General features: G+C 70.9%; 12 protein-coding genes and 1 pseudogene. 2 read left to right on the top strand and 11 right to left on the bottom strand.

Features of this window, described 5'->3' with window-relative positions:
• Positions 1 to 12: 12 nt before the first annotated feature.
• The 5 genes from ACFYZZ_RS03060 to ACFYZZ_RS03040 all read right to left on the bottom strand — a co-directional run bounded on the left by ACFYZZ_RS03060 (position 13) and on the right by ACFYZZ_RS03040 (position 8,305).
• Positions 13 to 2,571, bottom strand: coding sequence for a type I polyketide synthase (locus tag ACFYZZ_RS03060; RefSeq protein WP_389170784.1), 2,559 nt, complete (start codon positions 2,569 to 2,571; stop codon positions 13 to 15).
• Positions 2,564 to 5,917, bottom strand: coding sequence for an amino acid adenylation domain-containing protein (locus ACFYZZ_RS03055; protein WP_389170781.1), 3,354 nt, complete (start codon positions 5,915 to 5,917; stop codon positions 2,564 to 2,566). The genes ACFYZZ_RS03060 and ACFYZZ_RS03055 overlap by 8 nt, the downstream gene beginning before the upstream one ends.
• A gap of 5 nt (positions 5,918 to 5,922) precedes the next feature.
• Positions 5,923 to 7,329 carry an acyltransferase domain-containing protein gene (locus ACFYZZ_RS03050; RefSeq protein ID WP_389170778.1) on the bottom strand — a complete coding sequence of 469 codons (1,407 nt, stop codon included), beginning with the start codon at positions 7,327 to 7,329 and terminating at the stop codon, positions 5,923 to 5,925.
• Between the two features lie 494 nt (positions 7,330 to 7,823).
• Positions 7,824 to 8,081 (bottom strand): phosphopantetheine-binding protein, encoded by a 258-nt coding sequence (locus ACFYZZ_RS03045; protein ID WP_365847105.1) that lies wholly within the window; start codon positions 8,079 to 8,081, stop codon positions 7,824 to 7,826.
• Positions 8,078 to 8,305, bottom strand: coding sequence for an MbtH family protein (locus ACFYZZ_RS03040; RefSeq protein WP_389170774.1), 228 nt, complete (start codon positions 8,303 to 8,305; stop codon positions 8,078 to 8,080). Before ACFYZZ_RS03040 ends, ACFYZZ_RS03045 begins: the two co-directional genes overlap by 4 nt.
• Positions 8,306 to 8,527: 222 nt before the next feature.
• Between ACFYZZ_RS03040 and ACFYZZ_RS03035 the strand changes: the two genes are divergently transcribed.
• Both ACFYZZ_RS03035 and ACFYZZ_RS03030 read left to right on the top strand, forming a co-directional pair.
• Entirely contained in the window at positions 8,528 to 9,571 is a 1,044-nt protein-coding gene (locus ACFYZZ_RS03035; RefSeq protein ID WP_389170771.1) for a MupA/Atu3671 family FMN-dependent luciferase-like monooxygenase, read from the top strand.
• Positions 9,572 to 9,576: 5 nt separating this feature from the next.
• Positions 9,577 to 9,829: pseudogene (locus ACFYZZ_RS03030) on the top strand (transposase family protein); the annotation flags it as partial.
• A gap of 547 nt (positions 9,830 to 10,376) precedes the next feature.
• Here the strand turns inward: ACFYZZ_RS03030 and ACFYZZ_RS03025 are convergent.
• The 6 genes from ACFYZZ_RS03025 to ACFYZZ_RS03000 all read right to left on the bottom strand — a co-directional run bounded on the left by ACFYZZ_RS03025 (position 10,377) and on the right by ACFYZZ_RS03000 (position 20,621).
• Positions 10,377 to 10,529: an SDR family oxidoreductase gene (locus ACFYZZ_RS03025; protein WP_389171980.1), complete on the bottom strand. Its 153-nt coding sequence runs from the start codon at positions 10,527 to 10,529 to the stop codon at positions 10,377 to 10,379.
• Between the two features lie 57 nt (positions 10,530 to 10,586).
• Positions 10,587 to 13,919: an amino acid adenylation domain-containing protein gene (locus ACFYZZ_RS03020; protein ID WP_389170768.1), complete on the bottom strand. Its 3,333-nt coding sequence runs from the start codon at positions 13,917 to 13,919 to the stop codon at positions 10,587 to 10,589.
• Positions 13,920 to 13,964: 45 nt separating this feature from the next.
• Positions 13,965 to 14,924 (bottom strand): fatty acid desaturase family protein, encoded by a 960-nt coding sequence (locus ACFYZZ_RS03015; protein ID WP_389170765.1) that lies wholly within the window; start codon positions 14,922 to 14,924, stop codon positions 13,965 to 13,967.
• Between the two features lie 342 nt (positions 14,925 to 15,266).
• Positions 15,267 to 15,485: an MbtH family protein gene (locus ACFYZZ_RS03010; protein ID WP_389170762.1), complete on the bottom strand. Its 219-nt coding sequence runs from the start codon at positions 15,483 to 15,485 to the stop codon at positions 15,267 to 15,269.
• A 248-nt stretch (positions 15,486 to 15,733) separates the two neighbouring features.
• Positions 15,734 to 16,789: a TauD/TfdA family dioxygenase gene (locus ACFYZZ_RS03005; RefSeq protein ID WP_389170759.1), complete on the bottom strand. Its 1,056-nt coding sequence runs from the start codon at positions 16,787 to 16,789 to the stop codon at positions 15,734 to 15,736.
• Between the two features lie 46 nt (positions 16,790 to 16,835).
• On the bottom strand, positions 16,836 to 20,621 hold the full coding sequence (locus ACFYZZ_RS03000; protein WP_389170756.1) for an amino acid adenylation domain-containing protein: 3,786 nt from the start codon (positions 20,619 to 20,621) through the stop codon (positions 16,836 to 16,838).
• Positions 20,622 to 20,636: the final 15 nt, after the last annotated feature.

The raw sequence follows: 20,636 nt of genomic DNA, 5'->3' as shown, positions 1-20,636 counted from the left end.
TCGTGGTTCACGTCAGCCGACCCGGGCCAGGTGCGCCGCCAGGCGGTCGATCGTCGGGTTCTTCAGCAGATCGATCGTCGGCAGGGAGACGCCGAGCTCCGTCCCGATCCGGCGGGCGAGCCGCACGGCGAGCACCGAGTCGTCGTTGATGTCGAAGATGCTCTGGTCGTAGCGGTCGACCTCGGTGCGCAGCACCTCGGTCCACAGCTTCGCCAGCAGCCGCTTCAGCTCCTCGCCGCGCGGCGGGCCGGCGGGGGCCGCCGGCGGCGCCTGGTCCGGTTCGTCCAGCCGCAGCCTGGTGCGATACAGCGGATGTGCCGGCAGCGGGACCCGGTGGGGCTCCTGGCCGGACCAGTCCGACCAGTCCACCGGCACACCCGCGGTCCACAGTCGGGCCGCGTCGTGGAGCAGCCGCGCCACCGGCGACGACTCGAGGCCGCCGTCCGGGCCGATGTCCCCCGGCAGCGGTTCGGCCGGGGTTCCGATGACGACCACCGTCGCCCCGTCCGCAGTGCGGCCCCCGAAGGCCTCGGCCAGCCGGCCGCCCTCCCACACGTCCCGAGTCCAGTGCAGCGGGTCGAGGGCTCGCGACTCCGGCAGCTCGCCGCCCACGACGGCCGACAGGATCGGGACGCGCGGGACCCGCGGCCGCACCTCCGGCGGGCCGTCGAGCAGCCCGGCCCGCCAGGACAGCAGGGCCAGCGCCTCGGTCTCGTCTAGGACCCCGCTGAAGCAGGCCGCGAGGACTTCACCGGCTCCGGCGCCGCCGACCGCGTCGGGCCGCGCGCCGGATTCGGCCCACAGCGTCGCGAGCGCCAGTGCGGCGGTCACCCGCGCGGCCGGCGGACTCTGCGCGCTGATCAGGGCGCTGTCGATGGACCGCTGCGCGATGTCGGCCACGGCCGGCACTCGCTCGGCCAGCACCCGGAAATCCTCGACCGGGACCTCGCCGAACAGGAACGACACGGCCGGGGCGGCCTCCGCCGTCGGCGCCGCCGCGGCCCCCGCGGCGATCGCCCGCAGTCCGGCCACGGCGGTGGCGTGGTCGTCCGCGACGACCGCGCGGCGATGCGCGAACCCGCGCCGACCGGCCCGCAGCGTGTAGTCGGCGTCGGCGAGGTCGGGGGCGTCCGGCCGCGCCAGCACGTCGGCCAGCCGGCCCGCCAGCTCGCGCAGCGCCCGGTCGCTCTTGGCGCTCACCGCGAGCAGCCGGGGACCGGCGTCCGGCGTCGGCCGCGCGGGCAGCGGTGGCGCCTCCTCCAGCACGACGTGCGCGTTGGTGCCGCCGATGGCGAACGAGCTGACCGCGGCCCGCCGCGGGGTCGGGCCCGGCTGCCATGCCATCGGCAGAGTATTGATGTGGAACGGGCTGCCGGCCAGCTCGATCTCCGGGTTGGGCCGGGTGAAGGTCGGGTGGCCGGGGATCTCCCGGTGCCGCAGGGCCAGCACCGTCTTGATGAACCCGGTGATCCCGGCGGCGGCGGCCAGGTGCCCGACATTCGCCTTGACCGAGCCCAACGCGCACTGCCCGGGCTGGGCGCCGCCGGCGACGAAGGCTTCGCTGAGAGCGGCGAACTCGATGGGGTCGCCCAGGGCGGTCGCGGTCCCGTGCGCCTCGACGTACGTGATGGTGTCGCTGTCCACCCCGGCGACCGCGTGCGCCTCGCCGATCACCGCCCGCTGCCCTTCGACGCTCGGGGCGGTGTAGCCGATCTTGTCGGACCCGTCGTTGTTGACCGCCGATCCCTTCAGCACGGCCAGGATCCGGTCGCCGTCCTCGATCGCCTCGGCCAGCCGCTTCAGGGCCACCAGGCCGACGCCGTCGCCGAACGTGGTGCCGTCGGCGTCCGCGTCGAAGGGACGGCACCGGCCGTCCGGGGAGAACATCATCCCCTCGCGGTACACATAGCCCGGATACGCGTTGGCGATCACCGAGACGCCGCCGGCCAGCGCGATGTCGCATTCCCCCGCGATCAGGCTCTGCGCGGCCACGTGCACTGCGACCAGCGATGTCGAACAGGCGGTCTGCACGGCGACGCTCGGCCCCTTCAGGCCCAGCTTGTAGGAGATCCGCGTGGTCAGATAGTCCTTGTCGTTGGCGACCATGAGCTCGATGCCGTCGTAGGTCAGCAGGTCGCAGGACCGGGCCACGACGTTCGTCAGGTACGTGTTCATCGCCGCGCCGGCGAACACCCCGACCGCCTGACCGTCGGCCCCGCCGGAGTAGCCGATGGTGTCGAGCAGTTCCCACGCGACCTCCAGCATGATCCGCTGCTGAGGATCGATCAGCTTCGCCTCGCGCCGGGTATAGCCGAAGAACTCGGGGTCGAAGTCGAAGGCGTCGGGCAGGACGGCCGCTCGCCGGACGTAACGCGGATCGCGGAGTACCCGCTCGGGCACATCGGCCGCGAGGAGTTCGTCGTCGGTGTAGGTGGTCAGCAGCTCGTCCCCGGCCCGCAGCCGGCTCCAGAACGCGTCCACGTCGGGGGCGCCGGGAAACCGGCCGCACATCCCGATCACGGCCACGTCGTTCGACCGGATCGTCACGTCGGTCTCGTCGGCGTCAGGCATTCCTCCCTCCCCGTTCCCGGGCCCGCAGGCGCGCGTCGCGGACCGTGTCGTCCGCCAGTCGGATGCGTCGGCTCGATGTCCGATCCCGGTCGCGGCCCCCGCCTCCGCCGATGTTGGCGGGCGCGGCATCGGCCCGGCCGAGGCGCGCGGCCAGACTGGCCACGGTCGGATAACGGAACAGCTCGGACCCCTTCAACGGCGGGTCCGCGGCGTCGCCGGCGAGCAGTTCGTAGGCTTGCAGCAGCAGCATGGAGTTGCCGCCGAGATCGAAGAAGTTGTCCTCTCGGCCGATGTCCTGGCGCTGCAGCACCTGCTGCCAGACGGCCGTCACCCGGCGCTCGCGGTCGCTCGGCGCCACGGCGGCGCCGGTTCGAGCGGCCACGCTCGCGAACTGCTCGGCCAGTCGCGCGCGGTCGACCTTCTGACCGGCGTCGAGTGGGAACGCGTCGAAGAACCCGATCGCGGTGGGCACCATGTAAGGCGGCAGCGTGGAACGCAACTCCGCTCTCAGGGCACCTTCCGTCAAGTTCCACCCCGGCTCGGGAATCACGCAGGCGACGAGGCGGCTGTCGTCGACGCCCGCGCCGACGACCAACGCCGTCGACCTTCTGACACCGGGCACCTTGTTCAGCTGGGCTTCCACGCCTTCCAGCTCGACCCGGAACCCGCTGATCGTCACCCGGTTGTCGACACGTCCCAGGATTTCCAGTTGTCCCCGGGCGTTGACCCGCGCCAGATCGCCGGTGCGGTACAGCCGGCCCTGCGGCTCGAGCGGGCTGTCGAGGAAGCGTTCCTTCGTCAGCTGCGACTGGTTGACGTAACCCCGGCTGACGCACTGTCCGCCGATGTGCAGTTCGCCGGTGAACTCCGGCGGCACGGGCTGCCCGTGCTCGTCGAGGACGTGAACCCGGGCGTTCGCCAGCGGGAGTCCGACCGGCACGCTGGTTCCTGCGCAGTCTTCGGGCCCGACGGGCTGCGCGGTAACCCAGACCGTGGTCTCGGCCGGGCCGTACATGTTCCACAGCGTCCCGCACCACTCGCGGACGGTCCGGGCGAGCGGCGCGGGCAGAGGCTCGCCCCACGAGAAGACGTGCCTGAGCGCCAGACCCTGGGCCCCCGTCCGCCGGACCACGGCGGACAGGCCGTGCAGGGCGGAGGGGGTCTGGACCATGTGGGTGACCCGTTCCTCGACGAGCAGCGTGTGGAGGAGGTCAGGCGATCGGGCCGCCCCCGACGGCACGACGACCAGGCACGCCCCGGCCAGCAAGGTGCCCCACAGCGACAGATCGGAACCGGCCGGGTGGAAGAACGCCCCGACCGCGGTCTCGTCAATGACGACGTGCGCACGCATCGACTCCAGCAGCGTCAGGACGTTGCCGTGCTCGACGTCGAACCCCTGGGGCGTCCCGGTCGAGCCGGAGGTGTAGACGGTGTGGGCCACGTCGCCGGCTCGCGGCAGATCGCCGGGCTCGCCGGCCGGCGGCAGCTCGGTCTCCGGCATGACCAGGACCGGCACCGCGGCACCGTCCAGCAGACCGGCCAGGTCCGGCTGGGTGAGCACCACGCGCGCTCCGCTGTCGTCGAGCACCGTCCGGCACCATGCCGCGGGATCGGACGGGTCCAGGACCACGTAGGCCGCCTGGGCCCGCTGGACCGCGACGATCGCGGCCACCGTGTCGAGGGAGGGCTCGAGCAGGAGGGCGACCCGGCTGCCCGGCCCGACGCCCTCGGCCCGCAGCCGGGCCGTCCAGCGCCCGGCCAGCTCGTCGAGCTCGGCATACGTGAGCTCGTCTCCATCGCAGCGCACTGCCGTTCGATCGGCGTGCTGCTCCGCGGCCTGCCGGAAGCGGGCCGCCAAGCTGTCGTCCGACGCGACGGACACCGGCACGGGGTGCCGGTCGACGCCGTGCCCGGCCTCGGTCAGGATCGGCAGATCCGTCACACTGCGGTCAGGGCCGGCGACCGCGGCCCGCAACAGCGTCGCGTAGTGCTCGGCGGCACGGCCGGCCGCGGCCGCGGAGAAGACGGACTTGCGGTACTTGAGCAGTCCGACGAGCCGGTCGCCGTCGTGGACGACCTCAAGCGTGAGCTCGAGCTGGTCGTCCTGCTTGGCCAGCGGGAACGGCGCCGCGGACAGTCCGGCCCAGGCGACCGGGGCCGCGCCCTCCTCGGCCGCGTGGAGGGCGGCGTGGGCCGGATGCCGACTGGACTTCTGATAGATGAACATCGCCTGGAAGATCGGATTGCGACCGTCCACCCGGCGCGGCGCCAGCTCGCTGACGAGCAGCTCGAACGGATAGTCCTGGTGCTCGAACGCCTTGGCGACGGTGCGGCGGGTCCGGCCGAGCTGCTCGCGGAACGAGACCGCGTCGCTCAGGTCCGCACGCAGCACGACGGAGTTGACGAAGTTCCCGACGCATTCGGCCAGCGCCGGGTCGGTGCGGCCGGCGAACGGGCTCCCGACGAGCACGTCACGCCGGCCGGTATAGCGGCCGACGAGGACCTGAAAGGCCGTCAGAAGGACGACGTAGGGCGTGACCGCTTCCGCCTTGGCCAGCGCGAACACGTCGGCGGCGAGTTCTGCGGGGATGGGGAACATGAGCGAACCGCCGCCATCGGCGTCCGCCGGGTCCAGATCGAACCGGGGCCATTCGGCCAGTTCCAGGTCACCGGAGAGCTGGGCGTGCCAGTAGGAGCGGGCCCGACCGCCCCGTTCGTCAGCGATCAGCTCACGCTGATACGCGACGAAGTCGCTGTACGGATTGTTGCGCCCGGGCAGCCGCGCCGGGCGCCGTTCGGTCTCGGCGACGTAGAGCTGCTCGAGTTCGGCCAGCATGGTGCCGAGCGACCAGAAGTCGCACACCACATGGTGGGCGGCCAGCAGAACGACCGCTTCTCCAGGCGCCACCAGGTATGCCCGCGCTCGAAGGGGAGGCCCGGTCACGAGGTCGAACGGCTCGCGGTAGGCGACTCGCACCGCCCCGCGAAGTTCTCCTTCGGTCCACTGACGAGCATCCAGTTCGGCGAAGTCGGGTTCGAGCCAGCCGTGGACGGTCTGACGGCCGGCGGTGCCGTCCCGGTCGTCGGTGCCCACCCGGCTGAAGGTGGTGCGCAGCGCCGCGTGCCGCCCGACGAGCGACTGCAGCGCGCCGTGGAACGCGGCGGCGTCGAATCCGCCGGTGAACCGGGCGGTGAGGGCGACGTTGTAGGACGCGCTGTCCGGGTCCATCTGATGCAGCATCAACATCGAGCTCTGCGCGTACGAGAGCGGATGCTCGGTGCGCGACTGTCCGGCCCGTGCCCGAAGCGCTGCCTCCAGCTTCTTCCGGAGGTCGTAGTCAGTCATGAGTGTCACTCCTCGGTCGATCCGACGGGGGTGGAAGCATCTGGGCCGGTCCACAGAGGCAGGAGGGCGTGCAACTGGTCCTCGGTCAGCGTGTCGAGCGAGGCCAACAGCCGCTCCGCCTCCTCAGGCGAGAGCTGGTCCGGCCCGCCCGCCTCCTCACCGGTCCCCGCCCCGAGCTCGAGCCCGAAGACCTCGACGACCGGCCGGCCGGCGTCGTCGACGACCGAGACGTCGACGACCTCTCGCGCCGTCTCACCCACCCGGTGCCGGACCACCGCGACTCCGGACCCCGCAGCGCTCGCCGACTCGTGGATCACGATCCGCTCGATCCGGAACGGCAGCTCGGTGGACGGCGCCGGAGTCGGCCGATCCGCTCCCGGCCGATCACCGACCGTCCGCCCCATCGCACGGAACGGCGCGTGGTACCTCACCCAGTCGACCGGAATCCCCGCCTCCTCCAACCGGGTCAGGTGCTCCAAGACCGTCACCGAATCCGGTGTCCGAGGCGACAACCCCGCCAGCCAGAGCTCACTCCCGTCGCTCTGCGCCCGGCCGGCCGTGGTCAGCGTTCGTCCGGGCCCCACCTCCAGGAAGACCGTGCCGCCGCCGTCCATCAGCGCCCGAACTCCCGCCGCGAACCTGACCGGTGAGGTGAGCTGCCGGCCCCAGTACTCCGCGCCGAGCTCCCCGTCCGCGGCCCAACCGCCGGTGAGGTTCAGGGCCAGCGGCACGGCCGGGGTCCGGTGCCGGATCCGGCCCGCCGCCGCGACCAGCGCCGGGACGGCCGGGGCGACCAGCGTCGAGTGGAAGGCGTGGGTGGTCTCCAGCGGGATCGTCAGCCAGCCTCGCCGCTCGAACGCGGCGGCCAACTCCCCCATCGCCGTGTCGGTCCCGGAGACGACGATCCGCTCAGGGGCGTTGTACGCGGCCACCGACGCCGCGCCGCCGTGTGCCGCGACCAGGCGTTCCAGCTCCGCCGGGTCGGGACCGCCCACGGCGACCATCCGGCCGGCGCCGGGCACGGCCGCGAAGGCCCGGCCGCGGGCGCTGACGAGTTCGAGCCCTTCCTCGACGCCGAACACCCCCGCCACACAGGCGGCCGCGTATTCGCCGAGACTGTGGCCGACCACCGCGTCCGGCCGCACCCCGCACGAGGTCCAGAACTCCGCCAACGCGACCTGCAGCAGAAAGACCGCGGGCTGGAGCAGCTCGGCCCGAGTCTGGGCGGCCGGGTCGGCGAACACGTCGAGCGGACCGACGCCGGTGAGCCGGCGGAACTGATCGGCGTGCCGGTCGATGCCCGCGCGGAACAACGGGTGCTCGCGATGGAGCTCGACGCCCATGCCGACGTACTCAGAGCTCTGTCCTGGGAACAGGAACCCGATCCGCGGCCGGGTTCCGGCCGCCGTCACGAGGTCCCCCTGCGCCGCAGCACCGGCCGGGTGTCATCTGGTCGCAGGATCCAGGAGAAATACATCCGTCGCTGCGCCGACGATGCGGCGACCGTTCGGGAATGACCTCCGGTCGAGGGATCACCGTCTGAATTCGACATGACCTGAACATTGTTGTACGGCATTCCGGGCACGAAGGAACTCCAACCGATCTATCAAGTCTGGAAAAAGTCAGCCACGTGAGCCCGCGACGACATCCAACAGGCTGGAATGGGATGACGCCGATTTCCAGAAGAGGTCGAAGCGCCGTTGACCGAGGGCGCTATCACCGAACCACGAACATATGGGCCGGGACACCGTCCACCGCAAGGTGACATCGGCTCGATGTCTTGCCGGCGAGACAGGCTTTCTGTCTCAGCCTCCTGACGCTGATGCGACTTACCTGGCACGAGGAATCGAACCACAGAGCCCGGTCACCGGGGTAGCGGCGGGATCCACGGACCGTCACGACATGGTCAGGACGCCTCGCCGACCAGTTCGCTCAGCACGTCGCTGAGGTCGCTGAGCAATGGGTTCTTGAGGATGACGCCCGTGATCCGGGATATCCCGAGCTCCTGGCGGAGGGCCTGGCCGAGGCGGACGGCGATGATGGAGTTGCCGCCGACGGCCAGGAAGTCGTCGCCGACGCCGATGTCAGGATTCCCCAGAAGCTCCCGCACCTTGCCGACCACCAGCTCGTCCATGGGGTTACGGAACCCGCTGTCGACCGTCACTTGACCACCTCTCGCACCTCATCGGTCAGCTCTCGCAGGCTGGCAGGCCGCATGTCCGACCAGTGTGCGGACACGTATTCAAGACAGTTCGCCCGCGTGTCCGCGTCGTGCGCGACCGACCAGCCGGCGGGCACGGCATGGGACGCCGGCCACAGCGAGTACTGCTCCTCGCCGTTGACCAGGACCAGATGAAGGCCTTCCTCGTCTTCGAACGGATTGGCCACGGCTCTCCTGTGTGAACGAAACCTGATTTCCCGAAGGACGTGTCCATCGTGCGCATGTCTCGCCGGCGAGACAACACTCCGTCGGCCGTTTTCCACTGCGGTCCGCGGTGAGTGTGCCCGCGAAGAACGAGGGTGCTATGAATCAGGAACGGGCGCATTTAATGCATCGATATTCGCCACACACCCCGACTCCGAACCCGTATCCGCTGGGGAGAACGCACGATGGATCTCAGCCTCTTCTATTTCGCCAACGACAGCGGAGGCGCCGAGGCCGACCGGTACCGGTTGTTGCTCGAAGGCGCCCGCTTCGCCGACGAGAACGGCTTGGCGGCGGTGTGGACCCCGGAACGCCATTTCCACCCCTTCGGTGGGACCTATCCGAACCCCTCGGTGACCAGTGCGGCGATCGCCGCGACGACGGAGCGTGTCAAGATCCGGGCGGGCAGCGTCGTGGCACCGTTGCACCATGCGCTGCGGATCGCCGAGGAGTGGTCTGTCGTGGACAACATCTCCCGGGGCCGAGTCGGGGTGTCCTTCGCCTCCGGCTGGCACGCCGTCGACTTCGCCCTGAATCCGGCCGCCTACACGAACCGCCGGACGGAGATGTACGAGCGGATCGAGCAGGTGCGTGCCCTGTGGCGCGGCGAGGCGATCGAGGTCACCGACGGCGCGGGGAACCCGGTGAAGGTGCGGTCGTTCCCGCCGCCGGTCCAGACCGACCTGCCGATCTGGGTCGCCAGTGTCGGCGACGTCGAGACCTTCCGGAGCGCCGGCCGGATCGGAGCCGGCCTCCTCACCCACCTGCTCGGCCAGAGTCCCGAACAACTGGCGCACAACATCGCCGAGTACCGGAAGGCCGCGGCCGACGCCGGCTGGCCGGGCCACGTCGCGGTGATGGTGCACACGTACCTCGGCGAGGACACCGACAGGGTCCGAGAGCTGGTCCGGCCGTCGCTGAGCAACTACATGCGCAGCTCACTCGGGCTCATCCTGGCGTCGGACCTCAGCACCGGAGACCTGGAGCCGGACGAGATCGACATGCTCGTCGAGCGGGCCTTCGAGCACTACTTCGACAACGTCGGCCTGCTCGGCTCGGTCGACAAGGGCGAGCAGGTCGTGGCGCGGCTCGCGGAACTCGGCGTGGACGAGATCGCGTGTCTCATCGACTTCGGACTGCCGACGGACGAGGTCATGACCGGCTTGACCTATCTCAAGCGACTGCAGGACGCGTGCGGCGCCGACGCGCCCGACCAGCGCCCGATCTGACCCTGATCCTTCCCATGCCGCCGCGTTCGCCCGGCCGGGGTGCGGATCCACCGTGCCCGCGCCGGGGCCGACCCGCGCCGAGCGGGAGTGAGCGCCAGGGCGTCCCGATCCTCGCCGACCGGGCCTACATCGGCGCCGGTTCGTGGGTGACGACACCCCCTCAGACGTCCACCGGGTCGTGAGCTCACGCCGACCCGGCAAACCGTCAACCAGGCGCTGTCCGCGACACGGGCGCCGGTCGAGCGCGGCGTCGCACGCGGCTGCTGACAGTGTGGGCAGTTCCTGGTGGCGGTAGGTTCCAGCGGATCGCGTTCCGGTGTGCTCTGGCGTGATCCACTGCGAGGTGTGGGCCGGAGCGGTGGTGCCTCTCCGAGGCGGAGGGCTCTGGCCTCGTCGGCTTCGTGGTTGCGGAGTCGTTCGGCGTCCCGGCGGCAGGCGGTGGAGCAGTATGCCTGCCGGATGCGGGGGTTGGCGGTGAACTCGCCCTGGCAGACGGGGCAGGTATGCGGGACCAGCTCGGCGGCTTCAGCCCGGTGGGCGGGATCGGCGGTGAGTCCGCCACCCTGCGCCTACCGCATACCACCGGCCTACCGCAGGGATCAGCACACGTCGCCCCGAGCTGCTGGACGAGGGCCGGCACGTCTTCGTCAAGGACGTGCTGGAACGCCGGCGGCGCTCGGCGGACCGTTTCGGCGACGTCAGTGGCGCGCAGCATCTCGTACGGCAGCGGGAAGCTGAGCCACGCGCGGCTGTGGTGGAAGGCGTCGAGCCGGTCGGCGAGCTCGGCGAAACGCTGTGGGACGAGTCAGAGTTGGGGCTCTCCCAGATCACCGGCCTCCCTCACTGTCCGGCAGGTGTCGGGCTGCGGCAGCCGTACGAGGCAGTGGACCGCGACCGGGGTGCGGTGCAGGAGTCCGTCGAGGAGATGGGCGCCGAGGAAGCCGGTCCCGCCCGTCAGCAGGACCGCCTGCGGTGCTCCCGTCCGGGGCCGGGAGGCCCCGGGAGGAGCCCCGGATCAAGCGGGTGTCGACGCGGCGAGGTCGACGCGGCGGGCCAGCTCCTCCACCGTCGTCGCCGCGAACAGGGTGATCAGTGGCAGGTCCACGCCGAAAGCTCGGCGCAGTGCGAGCAGGATCCGCAGCGCCAGCAGGCTGTCTCCGCCGAGCTGGAAGAAGTCGTCCTCGGCGGTGACCACGTCGGCCCCCAGCGCCTCTGACCAGATCCGCGCCACGCGCTCCTGCGTGGCGGTGGCGAACCCGGCGGCAGGCCGCTCGACCGAGTCCGCCACGGGAGCCGGAGCGGGCAGAGCCTTGCGGTCGTGCTTGCCGTTCGCGTTCAGCGGCATCCGTTCGAGCAGGGTGATGGTGGACGGCACCATGTAGTAGGGCAGTTGGGTGCGCAGGTACTGCAGAAGAGCAACCGGGTCGGGGCTGCGTCCCGCTCGCGGCTCGACATAGCCGGCCAGGCGCCGCTCACCCAGGGCGTCCTCCCGGATGATCACGGCGGCGTCCTGGGCGTCCGGGTGCTGGCCGAGTACGGACTCGACCTCCTCCAGCTCGATCCGGAAGCCGCGCAGCTTGACCTGCCGGTCCACCCGGCCCAGCACCTCCACGTCACCCGTGGGAAGGATCCGCGCCAGGTCGCCGGTGTTGTACAGCCGGGCTCCCGGCGTGTCCGAGAAGGGGTGGGCGAGGAACCGCTCGGCGGTGAGCTCGGGGCGCCCCACGTAGCCGCGGGCCAGGGCCAGGCCGCCGACGTAGAGGGTGCCGTTCACTCCGAAGGGCACCGGCTGGAGCCGGTTGTCGAGCACGTAGAACTGGGTGTTGGGCAGCGGGCGTCCGATCGGCACCGGCTCCTCGTCACCGCGCTCGGGCATCGGAGTCTCGAACAGGCCGCTGTCCACGGTCGATTCGGTGATGCCGTACGAGTTGACCAGACGGGTGCGGGGAGGACACAGCTTCGCCAGGTTCCAGTAATCCTGCATGAACCAGATGTCCGCGCCGACGGCCAGCACCCTGAAGTTGTCCAGCATCCGCCCCTGCTCGGCCACATAGGCGCTGAGCCGGCGGATGACGACCGGGACGAGGTCGGCGAAGTCGATCCGCTCCCGCTGGAGCAGTGTGTACAGCCGTGCCGGATCCAGCAGCGCTTCACGGTGGCAGAGCACCAGCGTGCCGCCGGAGCACAGCGCGCGGACCATGTCGCCGGTGAACACGTCGAAGGCGATGTTCGCGGCCTGGAGATGCCGGCGCACCACCGTGCCCAGGCCGTAGACCCGCTCCCAGGAGCGGAAGGCGCTCATCAGGGCACCATGGGTGATCATCACGCCCTTGGCCCGGCCGGTCGAGCCCGAGGTGTACACGAGGAACGCCAGGTTGTCCGCGTTCGGTTCGGCGTGCCCCACCGGCGGGACGGCGGCCGGCTCGTCCTGCGCCGCACCGGCGCCCTCGGCGAGCCAGTCGTCGACGTAGCCGACGCTCACCCCTTCGGTGAGCCCGGGTACCGAGGCCACCACGTCGTGGCGGGTCAGGAGCAGGCGTACGGAGGCGTCCGAGAGCACGTAGTGCAGGCGGTCCACCGGGTGGGCCGGATCGAGCGGCACGTACGCGCCGCCCGCCTTGAGGACGCCGAGCAGTGCCGCCACCGAGTCGGGGCAGCGCGGCGCGCAGAGCCCCACTCGGGACTCCGGGCCGACGCCGAGCGCGCGCAGCCGGGCGGCGATGATCCCGGCCCGCCGGTCGAGTTCGCGGTAGCTGACGCGGTCCTCGCCGTCCACCACCGCCACGGCGTCGGGGGTGGCGCGGACGTGCTCCTCGAACAGGTGGTGCACACACGTGTCGGGGGCGACCTCGACGGAGATCGTGTTGTCCCGGTTCAGGAGCTCGGCCCGCTCCGGCTCCGTGAGCAGTGGCAGCAGGGACAGCGGCAGATCGGAGTCCGCCACGGCGCCGAGCAGCAGCCGTTCGAAGTGGGCGGCCATCCGCTCGATGGTGGCGTCGGCGAACAGGTCGACGTTGAACTCCCAGTCGCAGCGCAACCGGTCGCCCTCGTCGACGACGTGCAGGCTCAGGTCGTACAGCGCCGTGGTGGGGCCCTCGCCGCTGAACGGGCTGACGCGCAGCCCCGCAGGGTCAGGCGTGGACCGGGGGGCATTGTGCAGCGACAGCATCGTCTGGAACAGCGGGGCGCGGCTGAGATCGCGGTCCGGCTGCACCTCCTCGACCACGCGCGCGAAGGGAACGTCCTGATGGGCGAAGTCCGCGATGCACGCCTGCCGGGTACGCGCGAGCAGCTCGCGGAACGTCGGGTCGCCCGCCAGGTCCGTGCGCAGGGCCAGGGTGTTCGCCAGGAGGCCGACGAGCGGTTCGGTCTCCGGCCGGTGACGGCCGGCCACCGACGTGCCCACCACGATGTCGTCCTGGCCCGAGTAGCGGTGCAGCAGGGCCGCGTATCCGGCGAGCAGCGTCATGAACAGGGTGGCGTCCGCGGCGCCGCCCAGCTCCCGCAGCCCGGCGGTCAGCTCGGCGGACAGGGTGAAGGACCGGGTCCGGCCCGCGTACGTCTGCACGGTCGGTCGGGTACGGTCGGTCGGCACCCGCAGACTGGGCAGCTCGCCGCTGAACCGCTCACGCCAGTGCGCCAGGCCGTGCGCCACCCGGTTCGCTGCACCGCCCGTGAACTGCTCGCGCTGCCAGTGGGCGTAGTCGGCGTACTGGACGGCGAGCGGCGGCAGCGGATCGGCGCCGCCCGTGCGGAAGGCGTCGTGCAGACGGCAGAACTCGTCCGTCAGCACCGTCATCGACCGGTCGTCGGCGACGATGCGGTGCAGGTTGATCAGCGCGACGGTTTCCCGCTCGGTGAGCGCCACCAGCGCCACCCTCAGCAGCGGACCCCGGCCGAGGTCGAACGGCGCCCGCGCGTCCTGCGCTGCGAGCCGCCGTAGCTGCTCCTCGGCGTCGTCCGCGCCGCGCAGGTCGACGACCCGGGGCTCCCAGACGTGGGTGTCCGCCGGGGCGATGGTCTGCGTCGGCTCGCCGTCGACCGACGGGAAGGTGGTCCGCAGGGTCTCGTGCCGCCGCACCAGGGCCCGGAAGGCCCGCACCGCCGCGTCCAGGTCCACCGGACCCGACAGCCGCAGCGCGTACGGCATGTTGTACGCCGCGTTCCCGGGGCCGAGCTGGTCCAGGAACCACAGGCGCTGCTGCGCGAAGGACAAGGGGGCGCCCGCGCCCGCCGGGCGTCCGGTGATCCCGCCCGGTGCCGCCGCGGTGGGCTCCTCGAGCCGCCGCGTGTGCAGGGCGTTCTGGGCGGGGGACTGCTCGCGCAGCCGCTCCGAGGTGTCGCTCATGCCGTCCTACCTTCGTGAGTGCGTCCCATACATGCCCGACTTGTGCTATTCGGCACGGGCGCCGGCCTGTGCACGGGCCGTCCGGCCGTTGGCGGCGGCCTCCTTGGCGATGGCACGGAAGAACTGCGGATAGCTGGGGGAGGTGTGCTTCGCGTACGACAGCGTCAGGTCGTGGCGCTCGCGGAGCTGGTTGATCGGGACGACCATGGCCGCGTGGTGCTCGATGTGCAGGTTGTTGCCGTTGGTGTACCAGGTGCTGAACCAACTGCCCGTGATGGAGCGCGTGTTGGTCAGCACGTCGGTGCTGGAGTTGTCGCACATGATGTGCTCGGGCAGTTCGACGAGGAAGTGCAGGGGCACCGCGACCAGCAAGGGCAACAGCCACATCCACAGCACCAGTTCGCCCTGACCGAGCACGGTGAGCGCGACGGCCGCGAGGATCGGCAGGATGAACAGCCGGTATTCGGCGACCACTTCACGCTTGCGGGCCGGTGCTATCTGGCCGGAGTCGTAGGTCCAGGAACCGGTCCAGGCGCGCACGACGTCCGCGACTGCGCCACCCAGCCGGCCGAAGGCCAGGGCCTCGCGGACCAGCGCCCCCCAGGTGACAGGCTGACGCGAGTCGAAGCCGAAGAACTCCGAGTCCTGGTCGGTGCCCAGATAGCGGTGGTGCTGCAGATGCAGGACGCGGTAATGGCTGTACGAGACCAGCATGGGCACGCCCAGCGGGACGCCGGCGATCCGGTGCAGGCGGGCGCGCCGGAATGCCGAGTGGTGCAGGCACTGGTGTTGCAGTTCCAGCCAGTGTGCGTACATCGCGCCGATCAATATGACACCCAGCACCCGCAGCGGCCACAGCCCGGTCAACAGCGCGAGCGCCACGCCGAGCGCCCAAAGGGCGTACGCGACAAAGAGTTTGAAGATGAACGTCCGCTCGTCGACGGCGTTCACCTTGGCCCGTCGGAACAGGCCCTGTGGCGACGCCGTGCTTGCGTCGGAAGTCATTTTTGGCACCTTCCCCTGTGGCAGCCTCCCGCGAGATCGCTGCGGCAGTCGGGCAGGCATCAGCGACTTCGTGTGGATGAGGCACGAAGTTTGGAAGTGGCGCCCTTCGGCCCCCGAAAGACGGCGGAGGGAGGGCGGGTGGATGAAGAAGTGTCGAGCACTCCGCTTGCGTGGCAAGGCGGGGCAACGCGGCGGGGCGCCGGGATACGTCCCGCGGCTGTGGGTCTTGAAGATGATGCGGACAGTGCGGGGTATTCCAAGTTTTTCGCTCAGGATCTACCCGAGACGGATGGCGACAACGGAATTGCCGCCGATTTCCAGGAAATTGCCGTCGATACCTCTCTACCGCGGTTCATCGCCCATCGCCCTGATCAGGCTGGCCGGCCTCATGTCCGTCCAGTGCGCGGAGACGTATTCAAGGCAGTTCTTGCGCGTTTCCTGGCCGTACACCACCTTCCAGCCGGCCGGTACCGCGCTGAAGGCGGGCCACAGCGAATGCTGGTTCTCATCGTTCACCAGAACCAGGCATGCGCCTTCTTCATCGTCGAACGGATTTGGCACGGATTCTCCTGAAGAATCGATCAAACGGCCGTCAGCGTAACAGTGACGATAACCAGCCGTCACCGTTGCGGCAGCTGAATAATTGGCCTCGCATGGGGGCGTGTCTCGCCAGCGAGACACCGGCGTCGATGTAATGGGATATCGCTATTCCTGATCCTCGCCGGAAAAAGGCAGGCGGCGATGGCGGCGCGGCGAACTGCTGCCTGCCGCGCCACCCAGGTGGTCTGCGCCCAGAGCTCGAACCGAGCTCAGCTCATGGCAGGCACGGCCTCGCCGGTCATGTCGCCGAGCGCCACCACGATCTTCCGCGGCCCCGTGAAGGGACTGCGTGAGTGCGCGACCAGCATGTTGTCGATGACGAGGATGTCACCCTCCTGCCAGGAGAAGGCGACCGATTCCCGGTCCATCAGGTCACGGACCTCATCCACCAGGGCGTCGTCGATGACAGTGCCGTCGCCCCAGAAGACGTTGCGCGGCATCCCCTGATCGCCGCAGATCTCCAGCAGCGAGGAGCGCGTTTCCGGGTCCAGCGACGACGGGTGGTGCAGCGCCAGCTGGTTGAAGAACACGGCCTCGCCGGTCGTCGGGTGGCGCAGCACCGCCTCGGCCTGACGCGAGGTCCGCAGGCCTCCGTCCGGCGTCCACTCGAAGCTCGTCCCCTCCGCGGCGCACTTGCGCTCGACCTCGGCGGGATCGTCGGTGCCGAAGAAGCGCGACCAGCTGACGTCGACGCCTTCGATGAAGTTGCGGACATAACGGAGCTTCTTGGTGGCGAAGAGCTCGGCCAGCTCCGGACGCATCCGGGCGATGACCATCCGGCAGTCGACGATCGGCGTCTGACCACCGGACTGCGGGGCCACGATGCACGAGAAGAACTGCCGCATCGGCCACTGCGGCAGATGCGAACTCTCGTTGTGGAACAGGATCGAGAGGTCTTCCGGATACGGCGTCGACTTGTATACGCGGGCCGACTCGCCCTCTCGCGGAAGGTCCCCGTATTCAGGGAAGAGGGTGCCGCAGATCGCGGAGGCGGCCTGTTCGAACTTCTCCACCGAACCGGCGTGGAACCCCCGGAGCAGGACCGCGCCGTGCCGCAGCAGCCGTGCTTCCAGTTCTTCCCGGTTCACGCGCAGCCAGCCGGGCAGGTCGACGCCGGGACCGGCCGGCGTGATGAGGACGGGGGTCGTCGGTGACTCCGGCAGGAAGCCGATATTCACCGAATCTCCGCCGGGTATCCGCACCTGCCGCCGAGTCGCGCCCAGAAGGGAGCGCGGTCCCGGTGTCCTGGAAGTCGCTTCGTTCATGTCCTGGTCCTCATTTCCTCGGCGGTGAACCCGGCCGTGCTCTGTGTCATGCGTCGATCTCCCGTTGGATCAGCTCGGCGAGTTCCTCCACCGCGGGCTGTCGCATGATGCCGTGGTGGGTCGTTGCCACCGAGGCGAAGCCGAGTTCAGGCCCGACCACCGATCCCCAGCCCCACGTACGGTCCGGGTCCTGCGGCTCGTCGGCCGGCTCGGCGCGCACCAGCAGCACCGGGTAGTCGGCTCGGCCGAGTTCGGCCTGCTCCTGCACGAAGTAGCGGTCCAGAGCAGTCATGTTGGTCATGTAGACGTCCAGCAGGTTCCGCAGCTCCGCCTCACCGGAGTCGGGAGGCAGCCGCCCGACGTCCTGCAGGGCCTTGAGCAGTTCCTGATGACCGAGATGACCGAGCGGCCCCTCCGGCAGGTCCAGCTGGTAGTGGAAGGCGAAGCGGCGCAGGAGATAGTCGGCGGGCTGCCGCGCCAGGGCGCTCTCCGCGTCACCGGGGACGCCGCAGTTGACGATGATCAGCTGCGCCACCTCGCGCCCGGAACGGCGCAGCGCCTGGGCCGTGGCGTAGGCCATGATGCCGCCGAAGCACCAGCCGATGATCACGGGAGCGGCATCGCCGACGGCCGCGATGTTCGCCGCGTACTCCTCGGCCATGGCGGCGAAATCGTCCTGCGGCGGCCTGCCGTGCAGACCCCAGGCCTCGATGCCGTAGACCGACCGGTCCGCCGGTATCAGCCGGGCCAGCTCCCAGTAGCTGAGCGTGTTGCCGCCGCCGGGGTGGACGCAGAAGACCGGGGCCTGCTCTTTCGGTCCGCGGGCGGCGCGCAGCGGGACCAGGTTGGAGTCCTGGACGTCGCTCCTGCGCACCAGCTCCGCCATCGCCGCGACGGTCGGGGCGCTGAACACCGCGGACATCGGCAGGCGCAGGCCGAAGGCGTTGTTGATCTGGGCCATGAGCTTGATCGCACGCAGCGACTGTCCCCCGAACTCGAAGAAGTCCGCGTCGGGGGAGGAGATGTCCTGGTCGAGGATCGAGGACCAGATCGCCAGCAGACGCTGTTCCACCGAGTCTCGCGGCCGGCCGGCCCGGGCCTTCGGCGGCGCGATCGGTGCGAGGGCGCGGCGGTCGAGCTTGCCGTTGCGGGTCAGCGGGAACCGCTCCAGCACCTGCCACCCGGTCGGCACGAGGGCGGCCGGGAGGTGCAGAACCACGGCTGCCCGCACGTCCTCGACGGAGATGTCCACTCCCCCGGCGGCGGTGAGGTAGGCGTCCAGGTGCGTGACGAGTCCGTCGGCGTCCGCGCGCGCCACGACCGCCGCGGCGCCGACGCCGGGCCGATCCGCCAGCAGCGTCTCGATCTCGCCGAGCTGTACGCGGTACCCGCGCAGCTTCACCTGGTCGTCGATCCGGCCGAGGATCTCGATGCCGTTGCCGGGCACCAGGCGGCCGAGGTCACCGGTCCGGTGGGCGTCCGCGGTGTCCGCCGTACCGAAGCCCGACCCGCCTTCGCGCAACCGCGCGAGGTAGCCGAGGCCCACGCCGGGCCCGCTGATCAGCACCTCACCGGGGCACCAGGGCGGCAGCGCGGCACCCCCCGCGTCGACCACCGTCAGGACGTTCGCCCCCAGGCCGGAGCCCACCGGGATCGAGGAACAGCGTTCATCGATCGAGGCGTCCAGCGGGAGGCATGCGGCGCCCACCGTCGACTCGGTCGGGCCGTAGTGGTTGTACAAACGCAAGGACGGCGCGATCTCTCGCAGCCGCTCGTACAACGGACGCGGCAGCAGTTCGCCGCCGAGCACGAGCACCTCGCTCGGCAGAAGCGCGAGCGGATCGGCAGCCTCGGCCAGCAGCGCCGAGAGGTGCGAGGGGACCAGCTTCATCGCGGCCGCGGGGTTCCCCCGGAACCACTCGGTGAGAGCCGCGGGGCTCGTGGCGGTCTCGGTGGGGATGAGCTGGACGCAGCCACCGCCGGCCAGGGTCGGGAAGACCGCCGTGTAGGCCAGGTCGGCGGCGAGGGTGGAGACCGCCGCGAACTCGGCGCCCTCGGACAGGGCGAGCGTCTCGCCGATCGCCGAGGCGTAGTGCGACAGCTGCTCGTGCCCGATGACGACGCCCTTGGGAAGCCCCGAGGTGCCCGACGTGAAGATCACATAAGCGGCGCCCGTGGCCGCCGTGCCGGAAGTCACCGCGCGCCCCGGGTCGACGACCGCGTCGGCCGTGCACACGGTGCGGACGGAGGCCTGGTGATCGGCCTTCGGATCGGGGGTGAGCAGCAGCGCGGGGTGGGCCTCCCGCAGGATCGTCTCGATCCGCTGCTGCGGCCACGTGGGGTCGAGGGGGACGAACGCCGCGCCGGCGAGCCAGACGCCGAGCATCGCGACAACCGTTTCCGCCGAGGCAGGAACGAACAGCGCGACCCGCTGCCCGGCCCGCACGCCGTGCTCGCGCAGCAGGTGCGCCACCGCGTCCGCGCCCTGCGCCGCGTCCCGGTAGGACACGACGGTCTCGCCGCAGCGCAGCGCGGGCTGCGCGGGCGTGCGCTCCGCCTGCGCGAGGAAGCGGTCGAGCACCGAGGCGTACGACGCACGGGGCCCGGCCTCGGCGTTCGGCGCGTTCGGCGCGGTGAGGCGCAGGCCGCCGACGGCGCGCTCCGTGCCACCGGACAGCAGATCGGTCAGCTGATGTCCGAACGCCTCCGCGACGAGGTCCAAGTCGGCCTGGGCGACGCGGCCCGCGCCGCCGACGAAGGTCAGGCTGAGGCTCCGCGACCCGCGCACGCAGTCGAGGTGCAGCGCACCAGGAGCTTCGTGGACGGACGCACCGGCCGAGAGTTCCTCGGCCCACCGGTCCAGACGGTGCCGGTACGAGAGCGGGCAGCCGTCCGCCGCATGGTGTGCGGAGGCCGCGGTCCCCGGGTCGATCTGGTTCTCGATCGCCGCTACGGAGCGGAGCGCGTCCTGCGACGCCTGGAGCGCGTCGGCGACCGGGGTGTCCGCGCCGATCTCCAGCCGCACCGGTACCGGACGCTCCAACAGGCCGAGCACGTTCTCCAGGCCTTCCGTGGACCGGCCGTCGGCCAGCACCAGCACATGGTCGTCGGCGTCGCGGCAGTACCGGCCGTACAGCGAGCGCCAGAGAGCCAGCAGCACCGCCGCCTCGCTCACGCCGCACCGTCCGGTGAGTTCGTCCAGCCGTTCCAGAGCCGGCCCCTCGACGACGGCCGAGGCGCTCACCGGCTCGGCGGCCGCGTCCCGGAGGGCGACGGGAGTGAGGAAGGGCAGCGCCAAGGACGGCTTCGACGACTGCCGCGCCGCCTCGTCGGCCACCGGCGGCTGCGCCGACTCGTCCAGCACTTCGCCGAGCCAGGCGGCGACATCGGCGTACTGCAGCACCGTCTCCCCGGCCGCGGCGACCGCGTCCTCCAGCAGCAGGCCGACAAGCAGGGTCCAGGAAGCGTCGTCGACGCTCAGCCGCGGCAGGGTGAGAACCAGCCGCGTGCCGTCCGGACCGAGTTCGTGCTCGACGGTCAGCGCGCCGGCACGGAACACGGTGCGATCCGTTCCCGACGGCTCGATGGCGACCGGGCCCACCGGATCCACGACCTGGACGAGCGTGGGCAGCCCCGCGAACTCGGTGTACCGCGTACGCAGGCTCTCGTGCGTCGCGACCGCCGTCGCGATCCGGGCCTCCAGGTCCGGCCCCGGTATCCGTGTGGCGGTGCGGACGGTGCGCACCGCCGTGCTCCGGGCCTCGCCCAACCGGGCGAGCTGTTGCGGGGAGAGCTGATAGCCCTCCTCCTGCCAGGTCTCAATGCTCGTCATGATGTCTGCTCCTGA

The organism is Streptomyces sp. NPDC001816 (genome assembly GCF_042892235.1).
Taxonomy (GTDB): domain Bacteria; phylum Actinomycetota; class Actinomycetes; order Streptomycetales; family Streptomycetaceae; genus Streptomyces.
This window is presented reverse-complemented; position numbering and strand designations above follow the sequence as displayed.

Bases quoted from the DNA above. Each gene is read 5' to 3' on its own strand.
- ACFYZZ_RS03060 (WP_389170784.1), bottom strand. From the start codon at position 2,571: ATGCCTGACGCCGACGAGACCGACGTGACGATCCGGTCGAACGACGTG.
- ACFYZZ_RS03055 (WP_389170781.1), bottom strand. From the start codon at position 5,917: ATGACTGACTACGACCTCCGGAAGAAGCTGGAGGCAGCGCTTCGGGCA.
- ACFYZZ_RS03035 (WP_389170771.1), top strand. From the start codon at position 8,528: ATGGATCTCAGCCTCTTCTATTTCGCCAACGACAGCGGAGGCGCCGAG.
- ACFYZZ_RS03020 (WP_389170768.1), bottom strand. From the start codon at position 13,919: ATGAGCGACACCTCGGAGCGGCTGCGCGAGCAGTCCCCCGCCCAGAAC.
- ACFYZZ_RS03015 (WP_389170765.1), bottom strand. From the start codon at position 14,924: ATGACTTCCGACGCAAGCACGGCGTCGCCACAGGGCCTGTTCCGACGG.
- ACFYZZ_RS03005 (WP_389170759.1), bottom strand. From the start codon at position 16,789: ATGAACGAAGCGACTTCCAGGACACCGGGACCGCGCTCCCTTCTGGGC.
- ACFYZZ_RS03000 (WP_389170756.1), bottom strand. From the start codon at position 20,621: ATGACGAGCATTGAGACCTGGCAGGAGGAGGGCTATCAGCTCTCCCCG.